This is a genomic window from Lentzea nigeriaca (assembly GCF_016907955.1).
GTDB lineage: Bacteria > Actinomycetota > Actinomycetes > Mycobacteriales > Pseudonocardiaceae > Lentzea > Lentzea nigeriaca.
This window is the reverse complement of record NZ_JAFBCX010000001.1, coordinates 1389249-1412310: the sequence shown is the minus strand read 5'-3', so window position 1 is coordinate 1412310 and position 23062 is coordinate 1389249. Positions and strand designations below refer to the sequence as shown.

At 69.5% G+C, this 23062-nt stretch carries 17 protein-coding genes; 2 read left to right on the top strand and 15 right to left on the bottom strand.

The genetic code is table 11. From position 1 onward, the window contains the following. From JOD27_RS05705 to JOD27_RS05690, 4 genes are read right to left on the bottom strand one after another with little or no spacing between them, the layout of a single operon-like run. Positions 1 to 5103 carry an NACHT domain-containing protein gene (locus tag JOD27_RS05705; RefSeq protein WP_204760986.1) on the bottom strand — a complete coding sequence of 1701 codons (5103 nt, stop codon included), beginning with the start codon at positions 5101 to 5103 and terminating at the stop codon, positions 1 to 3. Positions 5104 to 5153: 50 nt separating this feature from the next. Next, positions 5154 to 6755 (bottom strand): 5-guanidino-2-oxopentanoate decarboxylase, encoded by a 1602-nt coding sequence (locus JOD27_RS05700; protein ID WP_204760985.1) that lies wholly within the window; start codon positions 6753 to 6755, stop codon positions 5154 to 5156. Beyond that, positions 6752 to 8806, bottom strand: coding sequence for an acetate--CoA ligase family protein (locus JOD27_RS05695; RefSeq protein ID WP_204760984.1), 2055 nt, complete (start codon positions 8804 to 8806; stop codon positions 6752 to 6754). The genes JOD27_RS05700 and JOD27_RS05695 overlap by 4 nt, the downstream gene beginning before the upstream one ends. Beyond that, on the bottom strand, positions 8803 to 9969 hold the full coding sequence (locus JOD27_RS05690; protein WP_204760983.1) for an acyl-CoA dehydrogenase family protein: 1167 nt from the start codon (positions 9967 to 9969) through the stop codon (positions 8803 to 8805). Before JOD27_RS05690 ends, JOD27_RS05695 begins: the two co-directional genes overlap by 4 nt. A 345-nt stretch (positions 9970 to 10314) precedes the next feature. On the opposite strand from JOD27_RS05690, the gene JOD27_RS05685 reads away from it, so the two are divergent. Then, positions 10315 to 10980: a GyrI-like domain-containing protein gene (locus tag JOD27_RS05685; RefSeq protein WP_204760982.1), complete on the top strand. Its 666-nt coding sequence runs from the start codon at positions 10315 to 10317 to the stop codon at positions 10978 to 10980. A 1-nt stretch (position 10981) separates the two neighbouring features. Here the strand turns inward: JOD27_RS05685 and JOD27_RS45840 are convergent, their stop codons facing one another. Next, complete coding sequence (locus tag JOD27_RS45840) at positions 10982 to 12091, bottom strand: LuxR C-terminal-related transcriptional regulator (protein ID WP_204760981.1); 1110 nt, start codon at positions 12089 to 12091, stop codon at positions 10982 to 10984. Positions 12092 to 12210: 119 nt separating this feature from the next. On the opposite strand from JOD27_RS45840, the gene JOD27_RS05675 reads away from it, so the two are divergent. Next, positions 12211 to 13203 carry a methyltransferase gene (locus tag JOD27_RS05675; protein WP_204760980.1) on the top strand — a complete coding sequence of 331 codons (993 nt, stop codon included), beginning with the start codon at positions 12211 to 12213 and terminating at the stop codon, positions 13201 to 13203. On the opposite strand, the gene JOD27_RS05670 is transcribed toward JOD27_RS05675, so the two are convergent. The 10 genes from JOD27_RS05670 to kdd form a co-directional block, all read right to left on the bottom strand. Next, positions 13189 to 13542 (bottom strand): GntR family transcriptional regulator, encoded by a 354-nt coding sequence (locus JOD27_RS05670; RefSeq protein ID WP_204760979.1) that lies wholly within the window; start codon positions 13540 to 13542, stop codon positions 13189 to 13191. The genes JOD27_RS05675 and JOD27_RS05670 overlap by 15 nt on opposite strands. Before the next feature lie 75 nt (positions 13543 to 13617). After that, positions 13618 to 13923, bottom strand: a complete 306-nt coding sequence (locus JOD27_RS05665) for a hypothetical protein (RefSeq protein WP_204760978.1) — start codon at positions 13921 to 13923, stop codon at positions 13618 to 13620. Between the two features lie 17 nt (positions 13924 to 13940). Then, positions 13941 to 15257, bottom strand: coding sequence for a nickel/cobalt transporter (locus tag JOD27_RS05660; protein ID WP_239566333.1), 1317 nt, complete (start codon positions 15255 to 15257; stop codon positions 13941 to 13943). Further along, a complete protein-coding gene (locus JOD27_RS05655) occupies positions 15254 to 16285 on the bottom strand; it encodes a tetratricopeptide repeat protein (RefSeq protein WP_204760977.1) in 1032 nt (343 codons plus the stop codon). Before JOD27_RS05655 ends, JOD27_RS05660 begins: the two co-directional genes overlap by 4 nt. Positions 16286 to 16300: 15 nt before the next feature. Next, positions 16301 to 17710 (bottom strand): DUF4331 domain-containing protein, encoded by a 1410-nt coding sequence (locus JOD27_RS05650; RefSeq protein WP_204760976.1) that lies wholly within the window; start codon positions 17708 to 17710, stop codon positions 16301 to 16303. Between the two features lie 58 nt (positions 17711 to 17768). Then, positions 17769 to 18167 carry a 3-aminobutyryl-CoA ammonia lyase gene (gene kal / locus JOD27_RS05645; protein WP_109641409.1) on the bottom strand — a complete coding sequence of 133 codons (399 nt, stop codon included), beginning with the start codon at positions 18165 to 18167 and terminating at the stop codon, positions 17769 to 17771. After that, positions 18164 to 18916, bottom strand: coding sequence for a lysine 5,6-aminomutase subunit beta (gene kamE / locus JOD27_RS05640; RefSeq protein ID WP_204760975.1), 753 nt, complete (start codon positions 18914 to 18916; stop codon positions 18164 to 18166). The genes kal and kamE overlap by 4 nt, the downstream gene beginning before the upstream one ends. Next, positions 18913 to 20481 (bottom strand): lysine 5,6-aminomutase subunit alpha, encoded by a 1569-nt coding sequence (gene kamD / locus JOD27_RS05635; RefSeq protein ID WP_204760974.1) that lies wholly within the window; start codon positions 20479 to 20481, stop codon positions 18913 to 18915. Before kamD ends, kamE begins: the two co-directional genes overlap by 4 nt. A 3-nt stretch (positions 20482 to 20484) precedes the next feature. Then, entirely contained in the window at positions 20485 to 22032 is a 1548-nt protein-coding gene (locus tag JOD27_RS05630; RefSeq protein ID WP_204761189.1) for an amidohydrolase, read from the bottom strand. Next, positions 22025 to 23035, bottom strand: coding sequence for an L-erythro-3,5-diaminohexanoate dehydrogenase (gene kdd, locus JOD27_RS05625; RefSeq protein ID WP_307829910.1), 1011 nt, complete (start codon positions 23033 to 23035; stop codon positions 22025 to 22027). Before kdd ends, JOD27_RS05630 begins: the two co-directional genes overlap by 8 nt. Between the last annotated feature and the right edge of the window lie 27 nt (positions 23036 to 23062).

Genomic DNA, 23062 nt, shown 5'->3' with positions numbered 1-23062 from the left:
TCACATCGCTGCAGGAGAACCTATCGCAGACTGACAAGCACGCAAACGGACGAGCAGTTCCCGCGCGTCCTCCCTCATCAGTTCACTCCAACGGGCGAGGTCGCCCGCCGCCCGGCACCTGATGTGCTTCGGCACGGCCTCGTCCCACGCCACCGCGCGTGCGATCAACGACCCCGTCTCCCGCTGATCCCGTCGCAACTCCACCAGGGCACGCGCACAGCGCATCCGCACCACGGGGCTCGGCTCGCCCATCCCCATCGCCTGCAACGGTGCCACCACCCGAATCGAGTCGATCTTGCCGATGCGCCGCAGCACCTGCACCCGCCGCAGCGGATCCGCCTGATCGGCCAGTCCACTGAGGATGGTCAGCACCTCGCGCCGGGACGACCGCTCGACCTGGTGGAGGAGCGCGGCCGCCTTCGCTCGTGCCAGCACCGGAAGCGTCGGGTCGGCCGCCATCGCGCGGGCGGCTTTCGCCGCATGTCTCCTTCCCTCCGCACCGAAATTCTGGAGGAACCCGGCCGCCGTGATCCGCATCGCCGGCCTTGCGCTCGCGTCGGTGGCCACGCTCTCGATCACCTGGACGCCTGCGGCTCGGTCGCCGGGCCGGGACAACCTGAGGCCCCACGCCGCCCGGACGCGTGCGGCGACCGGTTCCGTCACGTCATCGCGCATTCTCCGGACGGCGTCCAGGTTCTTGGTGATCAGCTGGCCGTCCACGCGCTGCCTCGACGAGGACGCTGTGCACAGCACCTTTTCCGCGCCGGCGCCGAGCTCGGCGTTGATGTCGTCCAGCAGGCGAGCAGCGGCGTACCGCTCGCGGAACGGCAGGCTCTCGTCCTCGACCTCGGCGACCGCCTCGTCATGCACGCGCCACCAGTGCGCGAGGCCCATTTCCGCGAGAGCCGACCGCGCGGCGTGACCCTGCGTGTGCTCGAGAGCCGCGACCGCCTCGGCGTGGAAGGCCCACGACACCCCGAAGAGTGCAACCGACGCCTTGGCGCGTTCACGCGGAGTGGTCTCCGGTGCCGCAATGACATCGCGGAGCTCCGCGACAACCTCTTCGCGCAACGGCAAGTCATCCCACAGGTCTGCGGACGGTATCCGGTCCTCGATCGGGATCGCGCGGTTGTACAGCGCGGTTCGCTCCAGATCGGTCCGCACCGGGCGCGGCAGGGTGGTGATCAGGGTTCGCCACGCTTTTCCGCTCACGTCCGCACTGCGCAGGACCTCGGTCGCCATCAGCTCATAGCGCCGTGTTGGCGGACGCAGCAACAGGCGCAGCCATTCCAGCACATGCGCTCGCTCCTCCGGGCAAACGTCAGAGTTCTCCGCCAGACGCCAGAGGGCCGCGATCGACGAAGCGCTGTTGCGCTGATCGACCTCAGCGAGCAGGTTGGCCGCCTTGCCTTGTTCCTCGACCGGCGCGTCAGCGTCGCCAATCTGCGCCAACAGGTCGTCGGTCAGGTGGTCCGGGGCGGATTTTTCCACGGACACCAGGCAATTGAGCGCCCAGTGCCGCACGCTGACGGCCAGCAGGTCGTCTTCCGCCAGCCGACGCAGTGTGGCCGCGTCCCCGAGCGCGGTGGCAGCGGAGATCAGCTCCGTCGGCCTGCTCGCGGCGCTGCTCAGCTGAGCTCGGAATCTGCCTGCCACGTCCACACCTGACGACTGCAGCTCGACGGTGAGTTTCCTCAACGTGTCGACCGGAACGATCCCCGCCCCGGCCACGAGCAGGTCGGCGGCGAGGTCGAGATGTTCGGGTCGTCGAGAGGCCAGGAGCACGGCCGCCTCGGCTCGCACGTCGCGAGGCAGGCCCGGGCAGGACACCAGGCGTTCCACCGCCGCCAGTACCTCCAGGTCGCCGCCGAAGCCCAGCTTGTCCAGCGCCAGCACGGCTTTCCACGCCCGTTGGACCGAGGTCCGATCGTCCGCCAGGATCTCCAGAAACGCCTCGGCCAGCACTCGCCGCGGTCCGGGTCCGTTGGAAGCGTGGTAGGAAGCGATGTAGGGGAAGTCGGTGATCATCGTGTCGCCGGTGATGATCCGGCGCAGTTGCTCCGCCGATTCCCGGTCGAAACGGCTGCCGAGCGCGCTGAGGCCGTTCGCGGCGGTGATCCGGATCCGCATCGGCCGTCGCAAGTCGCACGCGGCTGCCCGCAGCACGGCCGCCGCTTCCTCTGCCCGCGGGCCGTCCTGAGCCGACACCGTGTTGGCCAGTTCGATCATCACGTCTCCGGGGGCTTCCGGTGACCGGGCGCACTCCAGGAGCGCGGCCAGCGCCTCGTCACGCGCACCGGTCCTGGCCAGCGCCCGATGGGCTTCCGGCACCGCGAGGCGCCGCAGATGTGCGATCACCTGCGGGTGGTGGTCCGGCCCTGACCTGATGAGCGTGTCGGCGGCGCGACAGCGGACGTCGACGTGCACACCTGGGTCGGCGAGGAGATCGTGCAGAACACGCACCGCCTGTGCTCGGTAGGGCTCGCCGAGTTCCACGAGTTCGTTGAGGACCGTGACCTGGTCGTGTGAACCGGGTGGTGCGCCGGAGCCGAGCAATGCTGCCGCTGCCTCGTCCCGGAAAGCGGGCCCGATCTTGCCGATGGCCGCCGCCGCACGTGCGATGTTGTTCCAGTTCTGATGACGCTCGGAGATCATCTTTCGCAGGCCGGCGATCGCGACCTCACGCTGCGGCCCGTGCGTGGCCAGGTGGCCGAGCAGGACCGAGCGGTCGAAGTCGCGGACCGCGCCGGCGGCGAGAGCGGCGATCAGCTCTCCTGCGGCCCGCATGTGCTGCGGGCCCAGTTCGCACAAGGCCCTCGCCGCAGCGACGTGCGCGTGGACCTCACGGCGCCGTTCGGTGAGGCGCGCGGTCAGTTCGGCAGCCGCCTCGTCGAGATGGAGCGAGCTGATCGAGGCGAGGCCGAGTGCGGCGTCGGACCACACGAAGTAGGTGGACGCCGCACTCCGCAACAACGCGAGAAAGTGGTCAGCGCAGACGTCCGCGAACTCCGGTCCGATCTCCAGCAGGCCGGTGGCGGCCTCGACGACGTGGCGTGGCGCCGCGTTCACGTCCGACAAGATCCGGGTCAGGACTCCGATCGCAGTCGTCCGTGCTTCTCCGCCGAACGCGGCCAGGAGCAGCGCCGCGACGCGTATCGACGAGCCGGCGGCGTTGGGGTCCGCGAGCACCGCGCGCAGCCCGCGCTCAGCGACTTCGCGCTCGCTGGTTCCGCACTGCTCCAAAGCTTCCGCGGCCATGAGCCGGTCGGACACCTGGGCCTGCGGTTCGTCGATCAGGTGGTGCAGGAAGCCGACCGCGTCCGGGGTGTGCGAGCCGCGCACGCGCACCGCCAGTGCCGTCGCGGCCTCCGCTCGTGAGCACCACGGCGCGCTGACGCAGTTCATCAGACGGATCAACCATTCCACCAGACCGGGGAAGCAGGTGGCGCGAGAGGCCGCGGCGAGAATGTCGGGGACGTCGTAGTGCGTGGTCATGGCCCAGTCCCAGACCGTGGCCATGAACGCCTCCGTGCCGGCCGCCGAGGCGGGCAGGTGATGGGCCAGCAGGTACGCCGCGAGGAGGTGCTGGTCGGCCGTACCCTGATGCAGCCAGTGCAGGAGCCGATCTGCCTCAGCGGGATGCAGGCGGGCGTGGTGCAACAGCACGGCCCTGGCGAAACGGCCTGACTCGCCCGCGTCGGCGGCGTGCAGGAGGTCGGCGAAGGTGCTGGGACAGAACTCGGCCGGCAGCTCGCGGGCGCAGGACGTGGCAGCGAGGTGTTCCGCGAAGCTGTGGTGCAGGAAGGCGAGATCGTCCCCGCGCAGGACGAACGGGCCGACCGAGAGCAGGTAGGCGGTCAGTTCGTCCTGCCACGACGGGGAGTCCGGTGCGCCGCGCTCGATCACCCAGCCGCGGGCGGCGGCGAGGAGTGACGAGTCGGTTTCCAGCCGGGTGCGGGCCAGGTGCTCGAGGAGCTGGACCCGGTCGAAGCGATCCGGCTGGTCGCGGCGGATGTGGCCGAGGTAGGTCTCGTAGAGGGAGTACTCGTTGCCCGGCAGAGGTTGTGCGCGGTACTCGCCGAAGATGATCGCGGCGATCGTGGCCAGCAGCGGGACCTGGACCAGTTCGTCGAGGTGGGCTTCGCGGATCTGGCGCAGGAAGCGCTCGGCGTCGTCGGCAGGAAACCAGTGGGCCGCGAAGCGGTGCAGAGCGGCGGCGTCGAAGGGTTGCAGCTCGTAACGAACCGCGTTGATGCGGTGCAACGGGGCGAGAGCACCGGCTTCTGTCGGCCGGGTGGTCAGCAGGATCCGGTGGTCGCCGGCCGACGCCCACGCTGCGAGCGCGTTGAGGAGGCGGTGACGTTGGATGGCGTCGGCGACCTCGTCCAGCCCGTCCACCAGGAGCAGCCAGCGGCAACCGAGCGCGCGGCCGGCGAACAGGTCCGTATCGACCGGTTGCCGCAGGAGCGTGCCGTACTCGGTGACGGTGCTGTCGGCCAGTGCCTGGGCGAACGGGACGTCCGAGCGAGCGGCGAGGGTGCGCGCGGGGAGGCGCAGCGGGACGACCGGTTCGGACAGTGGCGCCGTTTCGCCGCGCTCGGTCCAGTGCTGGGCGATGTCCGCGGCCAGGCGGAGGGTCAGCGTGGACTTGCCGAGGCCAGGACCGCCCGTGACGACGAGGTGCGCGTCCCCGTCGAGTGCCTCGCCGACCGTGCGGGACGGCGGACGGACGGTGAAGCGTACGACCTGGCGGGCCGGCGTCTCGATCAGCCTGCCGTCGTCGTCCAGGACGGCGCCTTGACGAGGTTGTTCGGACTCCTCGACAGCGCTGCCGAGGTCCTGGCGGACATAGACGGTGTCCAGCGACGGTTTGCGCGCGTCCGGTAATCGGTACGGGCTCTCGTGCGCGGCGTGGATCTGCGCCCACAGCAACGACTGGATCTCCGGCGGCGGTTGCTCCGCCTCGGCCCACGTCAGCGGTGTCACACAGGTCGGCCTCGGCGTCTTGCCCATGTGGACGTACACGTCGCCGTGAATGTTGTTCGCCTGGAAGACCGAGCCGGAGACGTCGCCGGTGGAGAAGGACAGGTCGTCGTCGGCCATCGAGGAATGGTCTCACGGGTTGGTGGCCTGTTTAGTGCCAAATAGAGGACTTATGCGCCCGCCAGGTCGCCCACCACATGGAGCACGGTGGGGCGGTCGGCGGTGAAGGCCTTGCGCAGCGCTGTGGCGAACTTGTCCTCGTCGTCCACGGTCAGGCCGTGGCAGTTGAGGCCCTTCGCGACCATGGCGAAGTCGACGCCGGGCAGGTTCACGCCGTGCACGGGGTCGCTGCGGTCGGCCATCTCGCGGCGGATCTCGCCGTAGCCGCCGTTGTCGCAGATGATCACGGGCAGGGGCAGGCGTTCCTGGGCCGCGGTCGCCAGTTCGGGGAGGGTGAACATCACGCCGCCGTCGCCGTGCAGGGCGACGACCTGGCGGTCTGGTGCGCCCATCTTGGCGCCGATCGCGGCGGGGAGGCCGTAGCCGAGAGTGCCGAAGCCGGTGGGGTACAGGAAGCTTGCCGGGCCTTCCAGGAGGAGGTTGGACAACGTGCCGTAGTAGCAGGCCATCGCGCTGTCGCCGGCGATGATGGCGCCTGGGGACAGGGCTTCGTTCATGGCCTCAACCAGGGGGAGCCAGGCGGCGCCTTGGGTGCGGGCGTGTTTGCGGAAGAGTCTTTGCCAGCGTTCGGCTCGTTTTGTGGCTTCGTGGCCCGCTTTGCCGTTGCCCAGGCGTTGGTTCAGGGCGGTGACGGTGGCATTGGCGTCGCCGACGAGGCAGTAGTCCGGGAGGGCGTTGGTGATCATCTGGGCCGGGTCGACGTCGATGCGGATCAGGTCGCCGGGGAACCTCAGCGGGCCGTTCCAGAGGTCGGTGGAGGCCAGTTCGGTGCCGATGGCGAGGACGACGTCGCATTCGGCCACGAACTCCGCCACTGCCTTGTGGTGCACGCCCGCGCCGATCGAAAGGTAGTGGTGCTCGGAGAACGTGCCTTTGCCGTTGGCCGTGGCGACTACCGGGGCGCCCAGGCGTTCGGCCAGAACCGTGATCTCCTCGGCTGCGCCCCTGGCTCCGCCTCCGATGATCAGGCCTGGGCGGGTGGCGGTGTTGAGGCGGCCGGCGGCTGCGGCGATCGTGACGGCGTCGGCCGGTGGGTGGGCGACGAGGACCGGTGGCACGTCGCTGGCCCTGTCGACGGCGTCGATCAGGTCCAGCGGGATTTCCAGGTGTGCCGGGCGGGGGCGGCCCGCGGTCATGTGTGCGAAGGCCTGGGCCACGGCCAGCGGGATTTCGGCGACGCTGTGGACTCGGTTCGAGTAGCCGATCACGGCTTCCAGTGCGGCGCTCTGGTGGCGGACCTCGTGGAGGGTGCCGTTGCCGCGGCCGGGGTGTCGCAGGGGCATGCCAGGGGAGATCAGGAGGACAGGGACCGAGTCGGAGTACGACTGGGTGATCGCGGTCATCGCGTTGAGCACGGCCGGGCCGCTCGTGGTGAGGCAGATGCCCGGCTTACCGGTGACGCGGGCGTAGCCGTCGGCGGCGAAGCCCGCGCCCTGCTCGTGGCGGGGTGTCACGTGTTTGACGCCGTGCTCGGCCAGGTGGCGGTAGATGCCGAGGTTGTGGGTGCCGGGGATGCCGAACACCAGCTCGGTGCCGTGTGCGACGAGGGCGCGCACCAGCGCGTCGCCGCCGCTGAGGCGAGGTGGGGTCATGCACATGCCACGCGTTGTCCGCTCGTGTCGTTCAACTTGTCCCCCGAAGGGATGATCAGGGCGTCGACGGCCAGCACGCCGTCCGGGCCCACGCGCACCGGGTTCAGCTCGATCTCGGACAGGTCCGGTCTGGCGACCAGTGTCGCGGAGATCTGGGCGATGAGCTCGGCCAACTCCGTTGTGTCCACCGGTTTCGCTCCGCGTGTGCCCGACAGGAGCGGGGCGCAGACGAGGCGGGCGAGCATGTCCCTCGCAGTGGCGGGAGTCACCGGGGCCAGCTCGATCGCGGTGTCCTTCAACAACTCCGCGTGAATGCCGCCCGCGCCGACGAGGATCACTGGGCCGAACGAGTGGTCCCGCTTCGCGCCGATGATCAGTTCCACGGTGTTCTCGCGCGTGTCCATCTCTTCGAGGACGTAGGTGCCGGGGCCGAGCCTCGCCTCCATCTCCTCGAACGCCGTGGCCGGGTCGGTCAGGTTGATCCGCACGCCGCCGTGCTCGCTCTTGTGGGGCAGCCAGTCGGCTTTGAGGACATACGGGCCGGTGAGGGTGGTCGCCTTGACCTCGGCGGCGCTCGTCACGGCGTGGGCCCTGGGGAACCTGACGAAGCTGAGGAGCTCGCGGGCGGCGAGGTAGCCGGGCCGGTGCGGCAGGCTTGCGCAGGGGTCCCCCCTATAGGGGTCCCCTGGTTCAATTCTCCCAGCCGGCACCGACAATTCCGGTCCGGTCGGAGAGTCGGCGAAGGAGAGCGGAAGCGCACCGAGCCGTGCCGCGTCACCGAGCGCAGCCACGACACGCTCGATCGTGTGTTGCACCGGCACGCCCCCCGCACGTAATGCACGGACCGCCGCCGAGTCCACACACATGCTGTGCACCGCCACGAGAACACCGGTTTCCCTTGCCAGGGAACAGATCCGGTGCGCCACCGCCACCTCGGCGACCTCCAGCGAGGGCGTGTCCGCTCCGTAACTGCCGAAGTACCCGGACAACACGACGGTGTCGACATCGCCCCCACGCGCGAGCACCTCGACCGCACGGGCGTAGTTCTCCAGGTCCCGCTCCCCCGCACCCGCGAGGTCGACCGGATTCGACGCGACGGCGGGAAGTCCGTCCGCGGAGGACAAGCCAGGTACCGACAAACCGAAACCAGCAGCCAGGTCCGCCGCGATCGCACCCTGCCCGCCGGAGTCCGAGATGATCCCGACCCGGCGACCCCGCGGCGCACCGGACGACACGACCGCCGCCAGATCCACCACAGCAGCGGGCGTCGAGACCCGCACCGCGCCGGCACGACGACAGGCCGCATCCACAACGTCCAAAGAGGACGTCAATGCCCCGGTGTGCGACAGAGCGGCCTGCTGAGCGGCCGACGACGACCCGACCGTCAGCAGTACCACCGGTTTCCCGGCCGCACGCAGCTCCGACATCGCCGCGACGATCCCCGGCCCGAAGCTCTCCAGGTACACCCCGACGACCGTGGTCAGGTCGTGGGAAACCAGTTCCAGCAACGCTTCCGCGGCCGTCACGTCCGCCTGGTTGCCAACCGAGACGAACCGCGACACCCCGAGACCCGACGCCGCCGCGAGCCCGGCGATCTCCAGGCCGACCTGCCCGCTCTGCGACACCACGCCCAGCGAGCCGGGCTGAAACCGTCCCCAGGCGAGGTGCAACGACGTCGCCGCGTCGAACACACCGAGGCAGTTCGGCCCGAGAAGCCGTGCCCCCGCCTCACGGATCCGGCTGATCACGCCGTCGTCGATGCCCGCGGTGATACCCACGAAGCCGCGCACACCAACGGCGAGCGCCTCGTCCACCACAGCCGGCACGTGTGCCGCGGGCACTGCCAGCACCACCAGTTCGGGCGCCTCGGGCAATTCGGAGAGCGACCGCACTGTCGGCTCGGAGAGAACCGGGCCGCCAAAGCGGTTCACCAGATGCACGACACGGCGGTCACGACCGATCAGTGCGCCGCGCGCGAGCCAGTGCCCCCACTTGGCGGGATCGTCGCTGGCGCCCACCACGGCGACGGACGCGGGATCGGAGAAGATCATCTCGCACCGAGACCGCGGGAGATGATGAGGCGCTGGATGTCCGAGGTGCCTTCCTCGATCTCTTCGAGCTTCGCGTCGCGCATCCAGCGCTCGACGGGGTATTCGCGCGAGTAGCCGTAGCCGCCCAACGTCTGCACGGCGGCATGCGTGCACCACATGGCGTTCTCTGAGCCGACGAGCTTGGCCATGGCCGACTCCTGCGCCACGGCATGCCCCTCGTCGTACAACGTCGCCGCGCGCACGGTCAGCAGATGGGACATGTCGACGCGCGTGGCCATGTCCGCGAGCCGGAACGCCACGGCCTGGTGCTGGATGATCGGCACGCCGAACTGCACGCGTTCACGGGCGTAGTCGGTCGCGAAGTCCAAGGCAGCCCGCGCAAGGCCCGTCGTGGCGGCCCCGATGAGGATGCGCGACGCGTCGAACGTCCGCATCAGGCCGGCGAATCCCTGGCCTTCGTCGCCGAGCCGGTTCTCCACCGGCACCCGAACGTCGTCGAGGAACACCTCGGCGTTGACGATCGCCCGCTGCCCCATCTTCTGGAACGGCGGCCCGACCCGGAGACCAGGGGTGTCGCGCGGCACGACGAACGCCGTCACCCCGCGGGAACGTTTCGCGGGATCCACCGTCGCGAAGATCACGAACTGCGAAGCATAAGGGGCGTTGGAGATCCAGGTCTTCTGTCCGTTGAGGACATACGAGTCTCCGTCCCGCCGGGCGGACGTCCGGATGCTCGCAGCGTCGGATCCGCTGCCCGGCTCGGTGACCGCGACGGCCGTGAGCGGTGGCCGATCGGTCCCCAGCGGACTGAGGAACCGGTCCTGCTGCTCGGGTGTGCCGAGGTGCTCGACGGGCGCGCTGAAGAAGCCGTTGGACGTGATCAGGTTGCCGATGCCGATGTCGCCGTGGCACAGCTCCTGCTGCACCAGCACCTGGGTGAGCAGGTCGGTGACGCCGCCGCCCCCGAACTTCTCTCCGATCATGAACGACGTCAGCCCGAGCCCGGAGGCCTTGTCCCACACGTCGAGCGGCGACTCGGTGTCCGCCTCGTCGACGGCGCGCGCTCGTGGACGGATCTCGCCGGCGGCGAACTCCCTGGCGAGTTCGACGAACTGCTGCTGTTCGGCCGTGAGCCGCAGGCCGTCCCTGACGGTCCGCCCCATCTCGTCACTCCTAAACTGACTGATGAATCAGTTATTCACGATCCATCGGGCAGCCTAGCTGTGTCAAGACGTATCAGGAGGTGCGCGAACGGGTGATCGGCCGGGTGGTTTCCAGCGTAATCGTGACGGGCGTGAGGAGGTCTGCTCTGAGTTGTCCACAGATCGCCGAACGGTGGGTTGACACGCACTTTCGGCGGATAGTGTGGAGGTGGGCGGTCTGCCCCCTGGGTGGGCGGGGCCTCTCGCCGACGCGGTTTTTCGTTCCGGCGCCCGTCGAAGTCGGATGCTGACACGGGACAGGCACGACCTCTAATTGGTCGTGGGTATGTCTGAACACCGCTGTGCTTGATCGACTGGGTGGCGACGCCACTGGCTGCCGGAGCGACCTTGCGCGGTGCACCGGCGCGTGTGGACGGCGGCCGTCGGCTGGACATGGTGATCAGCGCGTGGATCCGTGACCACGCCCGCCGGGATGGGCGAGACCTCTCGCCGGTGCTGTTCCGGATCCGGCACGCGACGAAGGCCGACGGTGTTAGCGTGCCGGTCGTGGAGATCGTCGACGGCCCGCAGATCGTCTCCAAGCCGGAGCTCCACTACCTCGGCATCCGGCTCACCACCCCGTTCCGGGGCATGCTCGCCGTCCGCAACGCGTTGTTGGACGAACTCGGCGCGTGGGGCCCCGGCCATCTGTTCCACCGCCTGCACGTGATCGACATGAACGGCCCGATGGACATGGAGGTCGGCCTCGTGGTCCCGGGACCACGGGACGGCGACGATCGAGTGCGTCCCGGCGTCCTACCGGCCGGGCGGTACGCGAGCCTCAGCTACGTCAACCACGCGCGCCGGGCGAACAAGCTGCTGCTGGAGTGGGCGCGCGACCACGGCCTCGCGCTGGACCGGTGGGACGATCACTTCGCGTGCCGGTACGAGGCGTTCCTGACCGATCCGCGGACCGAGCGGAGGAAGACCAGGTGGCAGGTGGAGCTGAACATCCGCCTGGCCGACGGGTGACTCAGGTGGTCTCGATGCCCCGCACGAGCAGCCCCGGCGGCCCGGTGGCCGGCTTCTCCCACCGCGTCGCGTAGTGGTCGAGGAAGATCTGCCCCACCAGCTCGCCGCGCGACCGCACGCCGGTCTTGTCGAAAATGGACTTGAGGTGGTCCTGCACGGTGTACGGCGACATCGACAACGCTTTGGAGATCTCCTTGGTGGGACGGCCCTGGATGCACTGCATGGCGACCAGCGCCTCACGATCGGTCAGCCCGTACGCCAGCGCCACGACGGGGGCGACGTCGTGCGGTGTGGCCGGGTGGATGATCACTGCGGTCCGGCCGTCGGTGCCGAGGCGGGTGCCGTAGAGGAGCAGCCAGGTTCCGGCGCGTGTGCGGACGCGGGCGCGGGCCGCCAGTTCGAGCGGGTCGGTTCCCGGCGGGATGACCCTGGCGCGGGCGGCGATCGAGCGCACGATCTTCGACTCGCTCGGGTGATCGGGTGCGGGGTCCTCGACGAGTTCGCTGATCCAGCGTTCTGCCGCCGCCGAGGTCGACTCGGGGTTGCCGTCGGCGTCGAACACCACGACGCCCGGTCCCCAGTCCACGCGGGGAGAACCGGACAGCTGCGTGGCGATCGTGCGCCGCAACCCGGTTGCGATGGCCGAGGACAAGGTGGACAGCGCCGCCACGTCGGCCTCGGTGAACCACGGCTGGTCCGCGTGCCGCAGGAACGCCGCCGCTCCCCAGTAGATGCCGTCGGCCACGAGCGAGACGCGCAGCTCGTCGCCGAAGCCGTAGGTCAGGTGTGAGCGGTGCCTGGCAGAACGGGTGAGGTCGCCGTGGGTGTCGATGCTGGTCGCACCGGCGATGCGGCCGCTGTTGGCGAGGAACGACCACTTGTTGACGTCGTCGACGACGTACTCGTAGTGGGCGAGCCAGGAGCCGGAACAGCCGACGTCGCGGTTGACGCTGCCGGTGAACAGGATCGTGCCGGGGTCGACGGTGTGCCAGCAGTAGGCGTCGAACGGGATGAGCGGCCGGACCGCCTCCGCGACGCCCGCGGTGAAGTCGACCCAGTTGAGCCGGCTCGCGTCGATGCGCGCGATCTCGGCACGCATTCGAGACGTCACAGGTCGGAGACTACGCCCGCGCCGCAGCCGCGACACCCCCAGAAATCTGGGCTCTGCCAGCGGCGATCACCCAGCGTTCTGGGATGGTGGGCGCCTTCGCCCGCCCGCACGCTCAGGCCATGACGACCACATCAGACGTGACCCCGGACCGGATCTTCCAGCTCGCCCAGGGGTTCATGGCCAGCAAGCATCTCTTCGCCGCCAACGAGCTCGGCCTGTTCGAGGCCCTCGGGGAAGGACCGGCCGACCTCGCCGGCCTCGCCGCCCGCACGGGTCTGCCCCGGCGGACGGCACGCATCAGCGCCGACGCCATGGTCGCGCTCGGACTGCTGGAACGGCACGGCGACCAGTACGCGAACACACCGGTGGCCGCGACGTTCCTGTCCGGCGCCACACCCGCCGACTTCAGACCGCTGCTGAGGTTCTGGGACAAGCTCAGCTATCCGACGTGGACCGACCTGGCCGGAGCGCTGGGCCGCGGCAAGTCGGCGCGGGACATGTCCGTGATCGACGACGAGCTCGTGCCCCTCGTGTCCGCGGGCATCGAGGCCGCCACCGCCGGTGCCTGCCGCGCGCTCCCCCACGTGGCCGGGTTGCCGGCGGGCAGCCGGGTGCTGGACATCGGCGGCGGCACGGGCTCGTGGTCCGTCGCCCTCGCGGACGCCGATCCCGCGCTCACCGCGACGGTGTTCGAGTTGCCCGCGGTGGCCGCCCTCGCCTCGCAACGGCTGCGCTCCGAGCGGATCCGGGTGCATTCCGGCGACCTGCTGACCGACGAACTCCCGCCAGGCCACAACGCTTTCCTGCTCGCCAACGTCATCCACTACTTCACGCCCGAGACCAACAGGACGATCCTGCGCAAGATCCGGGCGGCCGCCGAGCCGGGAGCGCGCCTGCTGATCGCGGACTTCTGGACCGACCCGACGCACACGCAGCCGTTGCCGGCGGCGCTGATGGCCGGGGAGTTCGCGATCCACGTCAACGACGGCGACGTCTACAGCGTCGAGGAAGGTGCCGCGTGGCTCGCCGAGTCCGGCTGGTCCTTCACGGGGCAGGTGCCCCTGGCCGGCCCGATCAGCCTCGTCACGGCAGAAGCGTCAGGCCCGCAGTAACGCCGCCCGCACGATGTCCATGGCTTCCTGTGGCGCGAGGCCCAGCTCCGCGGACATCGTCGCGTACTGGGCCGCCGCCACACGCACTCGCTCACGGTTGTTGTCACCGTTCGCGCTCACCACGGTGCCCGCGCGGCCCCTCGTTTCGACGAGGCCTGCCTCCTCCAGCTCGCGGTAGGCGCGGGCCACCGTGTTGACCGCCAGGCCCAGGTCTTTCGCCAGCGCGCGCACGGTGGGCAGTTTGGCGCCCACCGGCAGTTCGCGGTTCGAGATCGCGTGCGCGTAGTGCACCCGAACCTGTTCGTACGGAGGTGTGTCCCCGTGGTGGTCGATCTTCACTGCGCCCCATCCTCCCCGGCATGTAACTACCTCTGTATTGACCAACGGAGGAACGCGGCGGAGGTTGCGGTCGATTCAGCGAATATTGGTCTGGTCCGCCCCCATCTGCACGTAGAGCTTGCGCCAGCCCTGGTCGGCGTCGGTCGCTGCTTTGCCGTCGCAGTAGGGCTTTGTGCCGTTGGAGGTGTAGTAGCGCAAGATGGATAACGAGACGACGGTGTCCCAATTACCTTCGTCGAAGTACTCCTCCCCCGGTGTCTGCTCCTGGTGCTTCATGCAGGAGATGTCGGACTGCTGTTCGTCGTCGAACTGAGCGGTAACCGCGGGTTCCGCCGAGCACGCGGCCGCTGCGAGCGCCGCCAGAACGATGAGCTTCTTCATGACTTCCTCTCCGAGAACTAACCGGCCAGCGCACGCGTGGCCAGACCGACTCCGACGAGCATCACCAGCGCCGCCGTGCCCAGCGGCGTGAGGTCCGCGTACCTGCGCAAGCGGGCCAGGCGCGGCCCGAAGCGGTCCCGCAGCGAGACCAGCAGCAGCCCGGCGGCAGTCAGCGTCGCCGCCATGCCGAGGCCGTACGCCACCACCAGGACCACGCCGAACCAGGTGCGGCCCAACGCGATCGCGCCCAGCAGCACCACCAGGGCGGAGGGAGACGGCACCAGGCCGCCCGCCACTCCCATCCCGACGAGCCCCGCCCGGCGGTGCCCATGACCATGGCCGTGTCCGTGACCATGCCCGTGGTCGTGTACGTGTCCTTTCTGGGCACGCTCACGACCACGGGACCGCACCGCCGAGCGGAGCAGCACCCCTCCGATCACCGCGACCAGCAGACCGCTCGCCACGCCGAGCCAGCGCAGAACCGACTCGCCGGCGATCACGCTGGACACGCTGAGCAGCAACCCCAGCACCAAGACCCCCGCCGTGTGGGTGATGGTGACCGTGGCGCCCACGAGGAGTGCGTCGCGGCGGGTTCCCCTCGAACCCGCCAGATAGGCGGCCATCACGGTCTTGCCGTGGCCGGGCAGCGCGGCATGTGACGCGCCCAGCACCAGAGACAGCAGGACCGCACCGATCCCGACCACCGGGGTGAGATCACCCACCAGGCCGACGGCCGCCTTCGTGGCCTCTCCCAACGCTCCGGGCGCGGCGACAAGGGTTCCCTCACCTGGTTCTGCGACGAACCGCACCGCCCGCACGTCCAGCGGCGACGACAGCAGGTCCTGCGGGTACGTCCGCAGTTCGTCCGTGATCGACTCCGCCGGCGCACCCGACACCGCGACGTCGACCCCGACGACGGTGATCTCGCGCCAGCCCGGTTTCCCGCCGAGGTAGGAGTCGCTGAACGCCACCTCGACCTCGCCACTCACCGGCAGGACAGCCGTGTATTCGCACGTCAGACGCATGGTCGGCAGACCGGCCTCGCCCGGCGGGCGCACGACGTCGGCGTCGCGCACCTCGAACTGGAGCTTCCGTTCGCCGGCCATGGCGTCCAGCGACTTCGCGCGCTCCGCGCACCGCTTGCGCGCGTCGACGAAGTCGCGGTCCTGCAGGGTGGGGATCTCCGCACTGTCCACAACGGACCGCAGCTCGATCCGGTCGGGAAACACCCGCAGGCCGTCGTAGTGGTTCACGCTGAGGTTGCTCAACGGGTGTGCCTGCGCGACTCCGCCCATCAGCAGCATCCCGAACAACACCAACAAGAACAGCCTCATCGCAGACTCCCCAGAATCGCCGCACGGTGCCGCAGGACCTCCGGGTCCCGCCACCCGAGCGCGACCGCCCTGTCCGAGTACGGCAGCGCTTCCGCGAACCGCTTGTTGACGTGCAGAGCCCACGCCATCGCGTCCGCCGTGAAGACGCTCTGCCGCTTCGCCCACTCCTTCTCGGCGAACCCCAACGCCTCCGCCGGGTCACCGTGATCGGCGGCGATCAACGCGGCCGTGAGATCGTCCCCGCCGAGAGCACGCAGCTGCCGGAGCGCGAAGTCGTACTGCGCCCTCGCTTCCTCCGGCTTGCCCGCCTTGTCGAGAGCTCTGCCGTACTTCACCAGGTACTCCGGCGACGGCGCCTTCGCCACAAGTCCGCGGTAGGTCTCCAGCGCCTCCGCGTCGGTCCGTCCCTTCAGCTCGTCCAGGTGGAAGCGGCAGAACTCGGCCTCCTCCGGCGAAGAAGCGGACTCCAGCGCCCGTTCCAACGCCCCACGCGCCTCGTCGAGACGACCGTGCAGCTCGAAGTGGTAGGCGGCGCGGGTGAAGGAGGCGACGCCCGGCCGGAGGTCCAGCATGCGTTGCAGCGCAACGGAAGCACCGGCGTCGTCGCCGAGCTGCGTCAGCGCGTCGACCAGAACGCCCTGAGCCTGAGCGGAGTCCGGAAGTGCCACCACGGCGCGCTGCCCCCAGTCGCGTGCCGAAGCGAAGTCGTGTCGCGCATTGGCCAGCGCGCCACGGCCGATGAACGCCTCACCGTTGCCCTCCGGCTTGAGGCGCAACGACTCGGTCAGCGCGCGTTCGGCACGCGAGTAGTGCTGGGGGTCGAACGTGACGCGGGCGAGCTCGACGTGCGTGGCACCGAGCTGGGCCCAGGCGGCGGCGTCCTGCGGGGTTCGGCGGAGCTTGGCCTGCAAGGATTCGGCGTTGTGCTGCAAGGAAGAGGTCTGCGTGGCGGCGGGTGTTGCCGCCTGCGGGGAGGCGCAGGCGGCAACGGCGAGCACGGCTGCCAGCAGCGGAATGGGTTTCCACATGTCAGGCACCCTCACTCAGTTGGAGTTGACCGCCCGGTTGCTCGGCAGTCCGACGTACGGGAACTTGTCACCGAAGCGAACGTCGTTGGCGTTCACCCGGTCGCCCTTGGCGAGCGCCGGCACGAGCTTGCCGGTCTGCGCCGCGCCCACGACGGCCTGGATCTCGATGTCCACCACGTCGTCGGCGAGCCTGCGGCCGTTCGGGAACCCCTGGAGGTCACCGCCGAGGACGCCGAGCCGGTGCGGGTTCTTCGAGACCGGCGTGGACATGTTGAGCCGCAACATCTCCGAAGGCGCGAACTTCTTCGGGTCCACGTCGGCGTTGTTCAGCTGCGAGTTGAGATCGGCCTTGATCGGGCCGCCCGCCTTCGTGGTGATCCCGGTCAGGAAGATCTCCACCAGGTCGGCCCGTGGCGTCTTCGGCGCCGGAATGCCGTAGATCGCCTGGATCAGCCGTGCCAGCTCCGGGTCGTTCACCCGGTCCAGCAACGCCTGGACCTTCGCGTCACCGACGGGTTCGAGCCCGTTGAACGCGTCCTTGATGGCCGCCGACGACACGACCTCGTTCACCAGCGGGTTGCCCAGCCGCGACACCTGCACGAACGGTCCCTGCGGGGTCGCCTTGCCGGGGTCGAGCTTCAGCGTGCGGCGCTCGGTGTCGCTCCACACGCCGATCACGGGGTTGCGTTGCGGGTCGCCCTTGAGCGCCAGCATCGTCTTGGGCACCTGAAGGGCGATGGTGTTGACGTTGTAGCCCATCAGGGTGTCCTGGTTGACCTCCTTCAGGTTTCCGCCGTAGAGCAGGTCGAACACCCGCAGATCCAGGAAGAACGAGTCCTCCGACGGTCCGGTGTAGACCTGGCCCCCGCCCGGGATCTTCACGGTCGCCTGGTCGCGGATCGCCGCGAAGTTCGGGAACGACGCGGGTCCGGTGTTGGACGGCGCCGCCCGTCCGCCCTTCACCAGCTGGGTGGTCTTGCCCGGCTCGATGAGCTCCAGGTCGTAGTTCTGCCGGAACAACAGGTTCTCGTCGTTGATCGAGGTGACGGGTCCGTTGTTGTAGAGGAAGGTGTTCTTGCCGCGCCGGTCGTCGGTGGTGAACGTGAACCGGAACGTCTTGTCCGGCACCGCGTCGCCGTCGGCGTCGATGTTGATGTCGTAACGAGCATCCGTGGCCCACGGGTAGAAGTTGGGGCCACCGTTGGGTTCCTGCAACCCGAACCAGTTCGCGATGAGCGTGACGGTGTCGGGCTTGTCGGGACTGGTGAAGGCGTAGACGTCGGTGTTGTCCACCGCCGGGTCCGCCGCGATCAGTGGTGCCTCGCGGTGGCTGGAGGCCTCCGCCGCCGGTATCGCAGCGGCTGCCGCGGCCACGGCCGCGGCGATCGCACCGCGCCGTAATCGCTTCTTGTTGCTAGTTGGCATTGTCCTGCTCCCTTCCCACGGCCGGGGATTCGGAAGCAGGACGCCTGCCGGTTCGAACTTATTCTGCGGATTTCGGAGCGACGACCGTGCCGCGAGCGCGCGTTACGACGATCGGCTCAGCGAGCACGTCCGCCGCCGAAGGCCCGCGATCGGGCGCCGAACGGCACACCACGCGCGCCTCGAACTCGATCTCACGCGACCGCTTTCCGATGCGCACCAACGTTGCCGTGGCCTCGATGACGTCACCGGCCTGGATCGGCGCCGCGAACTCGACGGAGCTGTATCCCGCGAACAACCCCTCGTCGGAGTCCGTGTGGATGAGCAGTTCGGTGGCGACGTCACCGAACATGCCGAGCCCGTACGCGCCGTCGACGAGGTTGCCGCCGTAGTGCGCGTGCGAGTGCGGAACGTAACGCCGGTGCGTCACCGAAAAGCCTTCGACCAAAGCCCCGCTCACGCGGCGACCCCCTTCTTCTCCTGCATCGCGTGCACCAGGTAGCTCGCGACCTCACCCGGAGTGGTGCCCCGGGAGAACACTCGATCCACGCCCAGCTCCGCAGCCATCAGCGGATCGAACCGCGGGCCGCCGGCCACGAGCAGCGGGCGCTTGTCCCCCATCGCCTCGCGGAACGCCGCGGACATCTCCTGCGTGTTCAGGATGTGCGCGTCCCGCTGGGTGACGACCTGGGAGATCAGCACGGCGTCGGCTTTTTCGGTGCGGGCGCGGCGAACAAGCTCGGGCACGCTCACCTGCGCGCCGAGGTTCACGACCTTCAGCTCACGGTAGTACTCCAGGCCCTTCTCGCCCGCGAAGCCCTTGATGTTGAGGATCGCGTCGATGCCGACGGTGTGCGCGTCCGTGCCGATGCAGCCGCCGACCACGACCAGCTTGCGCCGCAACACCTTCTTGAGCGTGGTGTTGACCTCGGCCGGGGTCAGCAGCGGGTACTCGCGCTCGACGACCTTGACCTCGTCGAGGTCCACGAGGTGCTTCACCGAGCCGTAGACGACGAAGAACGTGAAGTCGTCGCCGATCGGGTGCGAGTGAACCACCATCGCGGGGTCCATGCCCATCTTGTTCGCGAGCTGCTGCGCGGCGCCGTCCGCCTTCGGGCCGAAGGGAATCGGCAGCGTGAACGACGTCTGGATCATGCCGTCGCCGGTGGTGTCACCGTACGGCCGCACGTACCTCTTGGGATCGCTCATCGCGCGGCCTCCAGCATCTCGCTCGCGGGGTTGAAGTAGCCGTCGGCCTTCTCGACGACGCCGTCCGCGCCCTTGCCCTGGTCGGCGGGGCGCTTCATCAGGCCGAACGTGCCGTCCGCGATCGCGTTGAGCAGGCCGTCGTCCACGATGCGCTCGAGGAGATCCACGGCCTCGCCGAGCACCTGGTGCGCGCGCTTGACGATGAGGCCGTCCGGTGCGGGACGGAAGTCCTCCGCGAGGCTGCCCGCCGCGTTGAGCACGTACCGGACGTTCTGCAAGGCGAGGTCGCGGTCGGACAGGAACGGCGTCACGACGGCTTCCGTCATCATGCCCACGAGCAGAATGGACTGTCCTGTCAGGACACCAGCGAGGTTGAAGAAACCGTCCAGCAGGTAGCCGTTGAAGACGTCGCCGGTCATGTGCTTGGTCGGCGGCATCCACTTCAGCGGCGCGTCGGGGAAGAGCTCGCGCGCGAGCAGCGCGTGGGCGAGTTCGAGGCGGAACGAGTCGGGCACCTTCGGGTTGATCTCGAAGGCGTGGCCGAGGCCCAGCAGGTGGTCGGGCAGTCCCGCCTCGTGGGCGAAGTGCTCGTTGAGGAGCTGGCTCACCGTGACCGTGTGCGCGGCCTCGACCGCGTCCGCGGTGGTGAGGTAGTTGTCCTCGCCGGTGTTGATGATGATGCCCGCGCGGGCGTGGACCTGGCGGGAGAAGCGCTGGTCGACGAACGTGCGGATCGGGTTGATGTCGCGGAACAGGATGCCGTACATCGAGTCGTTCAACATCATGTCGAGCCGCTGGAGTCCGGCCAGGACAGCGATTTCCGGCATGCACAGGCCGGAGGCGTAGTTGGTCAGCCGCACGTACCGGCCGACCTCCTTCGACACGTCGTCGAGCGCGGCCCGCATGATCCGGAAGTTCTCCTGCGTGGCGTAGGTGCCCGCGAACCCGTGGTGCGTGGCGCCTTCCGGCACGTAGTCGAGGAGCGACTGCCCGGTCGAGCGGATCACGGCGATGATGTCTGCACCTGCGCGCGCCGCGTTCTGGGCCTGCACAACGTCTTCGTCGATGTCGCCCGTCGCGACGATCAGGTAGATCCACGGGCGCTGGGCGGGGTCGCCGAGCTTGGTGATCAGCTTGTCCCGCTGGGCCCGGTTGCGGTCGACGGTCCTGATGCCCTTGGCGACGGCGGACGTGGCCGCCTTCTTCGCGGCGGTCAGCTCTTTGCCGGCCGGGATCTTGAACTGGATCTGGCCCGCCGCGGTGGCTTCCGCGAGTTCGGTGAGGGTGCCGAGGTTGTTCTCGCGGAGCGCGTGGAACGCCGGGAGCACCACGCCGTGCTCGAGCCCGCACTGCTCGCGGACCGTGTCGATCACGCGGTTGACCCACGGCACGTCACCGGCGCGGTGGGTGGAGTCCGCGCCGGTGATGCCGGCCAGGCGAAGTGTGGCGCGCTCGACGGCAACGGTGGTGTGCGCCTTCGCGATGGACACCACCGGTTCGGCCGCCCGCGCCGCGAGTGCGCGCGCGGTGGCGACGACCTTGGGGTCGAGGTCGAGCAACGCCATGAGTCACTTCCTCTCGTAGATAGTCCGGCCGTTCAGCACGGTCCGCACGCAGACGGGCGCGGGACCGGTGAGATCAGGCAGTCCGGGCACACCGGAACGCGGGTCGAGCGACCAGCGCTGTACCCGCGAGTCGGAGCCCGCGACGACGAGGTCGCCGGTCTCCCACACCGCGTAGGTCGCGGGCGCGCCGGGCTGCAACGTGCCGGTCAGCCCGTCGTCCACGCCCGCGGCACGCCACCCACCGCGCGTGTGGGCGGTGAAGGCAGCGCGAGGCGAAACGCCGAAGCCCTCGGTGCGGTGGTGCACCGCGGCGCGCACGGCAGCCCAGGGGTCGATGGCGGTCACCGGGGTGTCGGAGCCGAACGCCAGCACGACACCCGCGGCGGCCAGGCGGGAAAAGGGGTTGAGCCCCACTCCGCGCTCCGCCCCGAGGCGCTGGGCGTACATCCCGGTGGGACCGCCCCACTCCGCGTCGAAGAGAGGCTGCACCGAGGCGATGACACCCCACCCGGCCAGTTTCCGGGCCTGCTCGGCGGTGACCATCTCGACGTGTTCGAGGCGGTGCCGGGCACTCGCGAGAGCGGGCGTGCCGAGCGCCTTCTCGGCGATCTCGAAGCCCTCGATCACGGCGGCCATGGCGGCGTCGCCGATCACGTGGAAGCCCGCCTGCACGCCCAGTTCGGTGCACTTGATCAGGTGGTCGGCGATCTGCTGACCGTCCAGGTAGAGCGCGCCGGACGTGTCGGCGTCGGCGTAGGGCTCGGTCAGCGCGGCGGTGCGGGAGCCGAGAGCGCCGTCGACGAAGTGGTCACCCGCCAGGCCGCGGACCTGCACCGACGGCAGGTCGTGGGCACCCCAGTAGGCCACGACCTCAGGGCCCTCGGTATGGGCGAGGAGCTCGCGAAGGTCGTCCTCGCCGGAGATGTCCGGGCCCGCGCACTCGTGCACCGACGCGATGCCCATCGACGCGGCGTGGCGCAGGAACGCTCGTTGCGCAGCTTGACGTTGTTCGGGCGTGATGGCGGCTTTGGCCGTGGCGCGCACGTGGTGGTGGGAGGCACGCGAGAGAGGACCGTCGACCGAGAAGCCGTCGGCCGTGCGGGCCTCGTCGGTGATCAGATCCGACGAGACGAGGGCCGAGTGCACGTCGATGCGCGACAGGTAGACCGTCTTGCCCGCGGCGGCGTCGTCGATCTCCTGGCGCGTGGGCGGGCGGTTCTCCTGCCAGCGCGTCTCGTCCCACCCGTGCCCCCACACGAGCGGGCCCTCGGCGTCGCGGACCTGCTGGAGCAGTTCCTCCACAGAGGACGTGCGGGTCAGGTCGAGGCCGGTCAGCAGCAGGCCGGCACTCGTGGCGTGCACATGGGCGTCGACGAACGCGGGCGCGACGAAGGCACCGTGCAGCTCGATGACCTCGGCGTCGGGGTGCAGCGCACGGCCCACCGAGTCCTGTCCGATCCACACGACGACGCCGTCCGTGACGGCCATGGCCGTCGCATCCGGTGCGTAGATGCGGCCGCCGACCAAAAGTTGCGTACTCACGTCACGCAGTCTGCCGTTGCTCGAACAGCGCCCGCACACCCGGCTGGGTCCGGACCAGGTCCAACGCGAACGCGGCGTGACCGGGCACATAGCCGTTGCCGACCAGCATCTCCACGTCGGCCGCCAGACCCTCCGCTCCCAAAGCGGCGGCACTGAACGAGGTCGCCATCGAGAAGAAGATCACGGTGCCGCCGTCCCCGGTCGCGAGGATGGCACCGTGCTCGCACCCCGGCACGTCCACACACACGACCGTGACATCGACCTGCTTGCCGACCGCCTCGGCAACGGCCACCGGGTTGCGCGCGTCGGCGATCACGACCTCGTCCGCCAACCCCGACTTGCGCACCTGGTCGGCTTCCTTCTCGGTCGGCACGAGCGCGACCAGACGCGACGCACCGGCCTGACGCGCGGCCGCAAGAGAGAGCGAACCGGACTTGCCGCCACCACCGAGCACCAGCACGGATCCACCGGGGTGCCTCCGCACGACCCGGTCGGTGAGCGCCGGTGCACCACACACGTCGAGGACGGACAGCGCCAGCTCGTTGGACATGTCATCGGGCAACACGGCCGCGATGGACCGCCCGAACAGCACCGCTGTCCCCCTGCACGGCACCTGCTCGTCCTCGCCGTCCCAGTCCTGCAGGCCGTCGTTGATCTTCAACGGCGTGAGCGTGAGGCTGACCAGCGTGGCGATCCGGTCGCCCGCCTTGAGGCCCAGCGGCGACTCCGGCCCGACCTCGAGCACCGTGCCGAGCAGCATGCCGCCCGAGCCGGTGACCGGGTTCTGCATCTTGCCGCGCTCGGCCACGATGTCGAGCACCGCCTGCCGGACCGCCGCGCCGCTGCCGTGCTGCTCCCTGAGCTGCCGGAACGACGCCGCGTCCAGGTTGAGCCGCTCGACGGCGACGATCACCTCGTCGGCCGCGGGGACGGGGTCCGCGTCCAGCCGCCACGCCTGCTGGGGCAGCACACCCGCGGGCTCGAGGACGCGGTGCAGTCCGTACGCGCTCACCTGAAAATCCTTCGGTCGACGACGCTG